5 protein-coding genes are annotated in these 6,447 nt (G+C 45.0%); 4 read left to right on the top strand and 1 reads right to left on the bottom strand.

The window, feature by feature from the left end:
- The 3 genes from KIH43_RS05580 to KIH43_RS05570 form a co-directional block, all read left to right on the top strand.
- Nucleotides 1-1,535: NAD(P)/FAD-dependent oxidoreductase (locus tag KIH43_RS05580; RefSeq protein ID WP_297718586.1), on the top strand; the 1,535-nt coding region annotated here is incomplete at its 5' end.
- A gap of 28 nt (nt 1,536-1,563) precedes the next feature.
- Nucleotides 1,564-2,979: an oxygen-independent coproporphyrinogen III oxidase gene (hemN, locus tag KIH43_RS05575; RefSeq protein ID WP_297718583.1), complete on the top strand. Its 1,416-nt coding sequence runs from the start codon at nt 1,564-1,566 to the stop codon at nt 2,977-2,979.
- 166 nt (nt 2,980-3,145) lie between these two features.
- Entirely contained in the window at nt 3,146-3,781 is a 636-nt protein-coding gene (locus tag KIH43_RS05570) for an OmpW family outer membrane protein (RefSeq protein WP_296969108.1), read from the top strand.
- 73 nt (nt 3,782-3,854) lie between these two features.
- Here KIH43_RS05570 and KIH43_RS05565 read toward each other — a convergent pair whose 3' ends face one another.
- Entirely contained in the window at nt 3,855-4,454 is a 600-nt protein-coding gene (locus KIH43_RS05565; RefSeq protein ID WP_297718579.1) for an AAA family ATPase, read from the bottom strand.
- Between the two features lie 67 nt (nt 4,455-4,521).
- Here KIH43_RS05565 and KIH43_RS05560 point away from each other — a divergent pair, with 67 nt between their 5' ends.
- The gene (locus KIH43_RS05560; protein WP_297718577.1) at nt 4,522-6,438 is read left to right on the top strand and encodes an ATP-binding cassette domain-containing protein; all 1,917 of its coding nucleotides are present in this window, start codon (nt 4,522-4,524) and stop codon (nt 6,436-6,438) included.
- The last annotated feature ends 9 nt before the right edge of the window (nt 6,439-6,447 follow it).

Genomic DNA, 6,447 nt, shown 5'->3' with positions numbered 1-6,447 from the left:
TTCAATTGACCCCCAAAGATCTTATTTCTTTTGATATTTTTAAGCGTAGCTATGATGCTCGTAAAAATGTTGCATTAGCCTTTATTTACACCATAGATGTTTCAGTGAAAAATGAAGAAGCGCTGTTAAAGCGTTTCCCCAACGATCACCATATCAGGCAATCTCCTGATACTAGCTATCACTTTGTAGCTAGTGCGCCGCAGTCTCTTGCCACTGGTAAGGCATTACGTCCAGTGGTCATCGGTTTTGGTCCCTGCGGAATTTTTGCTGCTTTAGTGTTGGCGCAAATGGGGTTTAAACCGATTGTTCTTGAGCGCGGCAAGCAGGTGCGCGAGCGCACACAAGACACTTGGGGGTTGTGGCGGAAAAATATTTTGAATCCTGAATCCAATGTGCAGTTTGGAGAGGGCGGTGCCGGAACATTTTCAGATGGAAAACTGTATAGCCAAATTAAAGACCCCAAGTTCTATGGACGTAAAGTCATTCAAGAATTCATCAAGGCAGGTGCTCCTCCAGAAATCGAATATGTTGCTAAACCCCATATTGGTACGTTTCGATTGGTGGGGATGGTGGAAAAAATTCGCCAAGAAATTATTAATTTAGGTGGTGAGATTCGTTTTTCACATAAGGTCACTGGCTTTGATATTGAGAATCAACAAATTAGAGGTATTCATATTGAGGGTCAGCCTGATTTGCCAGCCAGTCATGTGGTTTTGGCATTAGGGCATAGCGCCAGAGATACTTTTTATGCCTTGCATGATGCCGGTGTATTCATGGAGGCAAAACCATTTTCAGTGGGATTCCGAATAGAGCACCCACAATCGTTAATCGATAAAGCGCGTTTAGGGCCACATGCTGGTAATGAATTAATTGGTGCAGCAGATTACAAGTTAGTGCATCACGCAAAAAATGGTAGATCGGTTTATAGCTTCTGTATGTGTCCTGGAGGGACGGTCGTAGCTGCAGCCTCAGAGCCACAACGTGTCGTCACCAATGGCATGAGTCAATATTCTCGTAATGAACGTAATGCGAACGCAGGTATTGTGGTGGGCATCACGCCCGATGACTATCCAGGTGGACCCTTGGCTGGTATCGAATTTCAAAGACAGCTAGAGTCCAAAGCCTTTGAGTTGGGTGGAGGAACTTATGAAGCTCCAGGGCAATTAGTGGGGGATTTTTTAGCTGGCAAACCATCGACTGAGTTTGGGAGCGTATTGCCCTCTTACAAGCCTGGTGTTCACTTAACAGATTTGGCGCAGGCATTACCTGCTTACGCGATTGAGGCTATTCGAGAAGCGCTGCCAGCCTTCGAAAAGCAGATTAAGGGATTTTCAATGAAAGATGCCGTGCTCACTGGAGTGGAAACGCGCACCTCATCACCCTTGCGGATCACCCGTGGACCCAATTATCAGAGTTTGAATGTGAAAGGTCTTTATCCGGCGGGAGAAGGGGCTGGATATGCGGGTGGAATCTTGTCTGCCGGAGTTGATGGGATTAAAGTAGCGGAAGCGGTAGCGCTTGATTACCTCTCTTAGTTTTCTTATTGTCGACCTATAAACCTTTATGAGCTCAGCTGTGGATAAAAAAGAAGTAGATGAAAAAGAAGTGCTATTTCATCCAGAGCTCTTGCAAAAATTTGATATTAACGGCCCGCGTTACACCTCTTATCCTAGTGCTGATCGTTTTCATAGTGACTTTTCAGAGCAGGATTATGTAGGCGCACTTCAGCGTGTTGCAAAGCTCAAGGAGCCTATGTCCTTGTACTTTCATTTGCCGTTCTGTCCTAATATTTGCTATTACTGCGGTTGCAACAAGATCATCACCAAAGACCATGGGCGCAGTGCGAAATACATTAAATATCTAGCCAAAGAGATGGCTATGGTTACCAAGGTGATGGGTGCGCAAGGCAGAATACCGGTAACGCAATTGCATTGGGGAGGTGGCACCCCTACGTTTCTGTCGCACGAAGAGATGCGCGAGTTAATGCACCACACCAACGAGCACTTTGAATTGCTTCCAGGTGGTGAATACTCTATTGAAATTGATCCCAGAAGAGTTTCAGAACAAGATATTGCTCTGCTGGCTGAGTTGGGCTTTAATCGAATCAGTCTTGGAGTGCAAGATTTTAATTTGGCTGTTCAAGAGGCTGTTCACCGCATACAGACGATTGAAGAGACCCAGGCCGTGATTGATTGGTCTAGAAAGTATGGGTTTAAGTCAAGAAGTGTAGATTTAATTTATGGTCTACCCAAGCAGACGCCAGCTACATTTAAAGAAACTGTCGATGCAGTTTTGATGATGAATCCAGACCGCTTATCTGTTTATAACTACGCCCATTTGCCGCATATTTTTAAACCGCAGCGTCGTATCGCAGAGGCTGATTTGCCACCTGCAGCCGATAAGTTGGATATTTTGTCTAATACCATCACGCGCCTTGGCGAGGCGGGGTACGTCTTCATAGGCATGGATCATTTTGCTAAGCCGGATGATGAATTAGCCATTGCGCAGCAAGAGGGAAAGTTGCATCGCAATTTCCAGGGCTACTCAACACAAGCTGAGTGTGATCTCTTGGCCTTCGGAATATCTTCTATTGGAAAAGTGGATGATTGTTACTCCCAAAATGTACGTACATTAGATGAATACTATGCTGCTCTTGATGCAGGACATCTGCCTGTATTGCGTGGGCTACAACTAGACCAAGATGATTTGTTGCGTCGTGAATTGATAGGTGAGTTAATGTGTCAATTTGCACTCAACACAAAAGTGTTCGCATCTGACCATCAGATTGATTTTCAGGATTATTTCAAAACAGAGCTTGAAGAGCTCAAGGATTTAGAGCAGGCGGGATTATTAGAGTGGCGCAATGGTGACATTGTTGTGCCAATCAAAGGGCGTCTTCTCGCAAGAAGGGTCGCCATGACATTTGATCGTCACCTGCGGGAATCTCAGGCACGCGGCACCTATTCCAAGGTGCTTTAGGGTTATCCATAACTCATTTGATCTATATCAAATAAGCTGCAAAACTGTGTTGCTTTTCAGCACATAAAAAAATCACAACAACTTTTCATTTGATCTGCATCAAATAGCGTCACCCCCGTTCATTTCAAAATGAATCATCGAAATTGATAACAAAAAGGGGTAAAACATGCGTCTTAAATCATTAGTAGCAGCAATGGCTGCAGTGGCTTCCTTGGCACCAGTGGCTTCACAAGCCCAATCATCTGGGGATAATCCATGGATGTTGCGTGTGCGTGCAGTAGATCTCTTGTTTCAAAACGGTCAGAGCAATGCACTCTCTACACTGAACGTAAAAGCTCAGAATGAATTTATTCCTGAGTTTGATATTTCTTATTTTTTCACAAAGAATATCGCAGCTGAGTTGGTGTTGACTTATCCACAGCAAGTGAATATCACTGCAGGTTCTGGTAATAACAACATTGGTAAGATTTCTGCGTTGCCACCATCATTATTGGTTCAATATCACTTTACCGACCTAGGCGCCTTTAAGCCATACGTCGGCGTTGGTGTGAACTACACCATTTTTGGCAATCGTCAAAATTTCCCAGCACTTGGAAACTCTGTGCAAGTTGATCAAAACAGCGTAGGTGTTGTTGGTCAAATTGGTGGTGACTACATGTTTGATAAAAACTGGGGTCTGAACATTGATGTGAAATATGCAACGATGAGCACCAATGTGAATACTGTTCAAGGCGGTACCAATCTTGGTAAATTGACCTTGAATCCTTGGATGCCAGCAGTTGGTGTGACTTATAAGTTCTAAGAATTCAGTTCTTAGTTCTTGAGATAGAGCCCTGCAGGGGCTCTATTTTTTTACCTTCATTTCGATTAATCAATCAAATCGTAAGTAAATCGCTAATAAGACGAAGGAATTGTGCCTCATCAAAATCTTTATTATTAAAGCGTTTGATGCGTTGATGCTCAGGCGGGTTGATTCTTCGCGTGGCATATTGATCCCAATGCATCAGTTTCCACCGATCTCTTGGATCACCCCTTTTTTCCATGCGTAATTTTGCTTCTTGCGCATCAAGGTCAATCCAAGCAATCGAGATACTGGTCTGGGATGGAATTCCTAGGGCTTCTGGATTCATCATTCGACCACTCTGTATCTCTTTAGAAAACGGACCAACCAAAATGACATTGACTCCCAGCAGCAGGTTTTCACGGGCAATATCAATGAGTCCACGGTATTCCCAATCTCGCAGATGATCGAGATAGAAAGGGCTATCTCGATCATTTGGATTGTTAGTGGTGAGCTCCATCACATGAGCGCTAAAAGCGCCATACACCGTGTCTTTATCTAGAAAGAAAAAGTCTTCCCCGGTTTTTTCAACAATCAGGGGAAGCGCCTTCTTGGCTAAAGTCGATTTTCCTGTGCCAGCATGGCCTGCAAAAAGGATGAGGCGAGGGGAGAGGGGGCTGAGTTTGCAAATCATATATAGCTAGTCTCGCAGAAATTTCCCAAAATATCTCTGAATTTTCCGAAGCGACGATAATGTTGCCATGGCTTTAATCGTACTTACAGATGCAAAATTGGCTTTTGGCCATGTTGACCTCCTTGCGAATACTGCATTCTCATTAGAATCCGGTCAGCGCGTTGGCCTTATTGGCCGCAACGGAACAGGAAAATCCTCGCTTTTAAAGATTCTGGCTGGTCTAGAAAAGCTAGATGATGGCTTGCTGCAATATCAGCAAGGCCTACGAATTGCATATGTGCCACAAGAGCCCATTTTTGAGGCGGAAGAAACCGTTTTTGATGCGGTATCTAAGGGTGTTGCTACGGCAAAGGCCTTGCGAGAAGAGTACGAGGCATTGAGTGTTGGCGACTGGGATGATGCCGCACATCATCGTATGGATGAATTGCAGTCTCAATTAGAAACGATGAGTGGGTGGAATTGGGAGCAGCGTGTACATGAAACGCTGGATCGATTGCACTTGGATGCTGACCAAAAAATCAGTAGTCTTTCTGGGGGAACCAAAAAACGGGTTGCTTTAGCACGTGCCTTAGTGGAAGTCCCAGATGTTTTGTTATTGGATGAACCAACTAACCACTTGGATCTTGACTCCATTGCCTGGTTGGAAGAATTGCTGAAAGAGTATCAAGGCTCAGTTATTCTCATTACCCACGATCGCGCATTTTTAGATAATGTTTGTACACAAATTGTGGAACTCGATCGCGGTATTTTGCGTAGCTACCCAGGTAATTTTTCGCAATATGAAGTTCTTAAAGAGCAAGAGCTCAATGCTGAGTCGTTGGCCAACGCACGTGCGGATAAACTCCTGGCCCAAGAAGAAGTATGGATTCGCAAGGGGGTTGAGGCACGTCGTACGCGCAGCGTTGCCCGCATAGCACGTCTTGAAAAGCTGCGCGCTAGTCGGGCCGAGCGAAGAGATGCTATGGGGCAAGTCAAAATGGCAGTATCAGCTGGTGAGCGTAGCGGCAAGATTGTGGCTGAGCTGGATAATGTGAGCAAATCCTATGACAAGCCAATCGTTAAGGATTTCACGGCAACGATATTGCGCGGGGATAAGGTCGGTTTGTTAGGCCCTAATGGCGCTGGTAAAACGACTTTACTCAAATTGATTCTTGGGACCATTGCTCCGGACTCTGGCGCCGCAACAATGGGAACCCGTATTGAGGTTGCTTATTTTGATCAGATGCGTGAAGGCCTCAATCTCAATGCCTCGCTAGAAGATTACATCAGCCCAGGTAGCGAGTGGATTGAAATTAATGGCAATAAAAAACACGTGAAGAGTTATCTGAGCGATTTCTTATTTGCACCAGAGAGAACTAACTCTCCAATCAGTACGCTTTCAGGAGGGGAGCGCAATCGTCTCTTATTAGCGCGCTTGTTTGCAAGACCGGCAAATGTCCTAGTGCTCGATGAGCCCACAAACGATTTGGATATTGATACTCTTGATCTGCTAGAGCAATTACTGCAGGACTATAAAGGCACGGTGTTCCTAGTAAGTCATGATCGCTACTTTTTAGATAACGTGGTGACCAGCATCATTGCGTATGAAGGTGATGGGTTGTGGCGTGAATACGAGGGCGGCTATGAAGATTGGAAAATTCAAAAAGCGCGTACAGAGGCTATTCGAGCAGAAAATGCCAGTCAAAAATCTCCACCAAAAGGGGAAGTCAAAGTTGACCCAGTGGTGGAGGCTAAACCTGTACCCAAAAAAAATATACAAAAACTCAATGGCAAGGAGCGCCAGGAGCTGGAGTCCTTGCCTCAGTTGATTGAGGCGTTAGAAGCTGAGCAGGCGGATATTGGAATTGCTATGAGCAATCCCGATCTATATAAAAATGAACCGGAGTTAGCTGCCAGTATGCAGGCTCGGCTCTCAGAAATTACAGAACAGTTAGAGCAAAAGTTGCAACGCTGGGAGCAGCTACTGAGCCGCTCCGAATCCTAGTGGCAGAAT

This window comes from Polynucleobacter sp. (genome assembly GCF_018500155.2).
Lineage (GTDB): Bacteria > Pseudomonadota > Gammaproteobacteria > Burkholderiales > Burkholderiaceae > Polynucleobacter.
The sequence above is the reverse complement of the archived record's forward strand: the minus strand, read 5'-3'. Positions and strand labels throughout refer to the sequence as shown.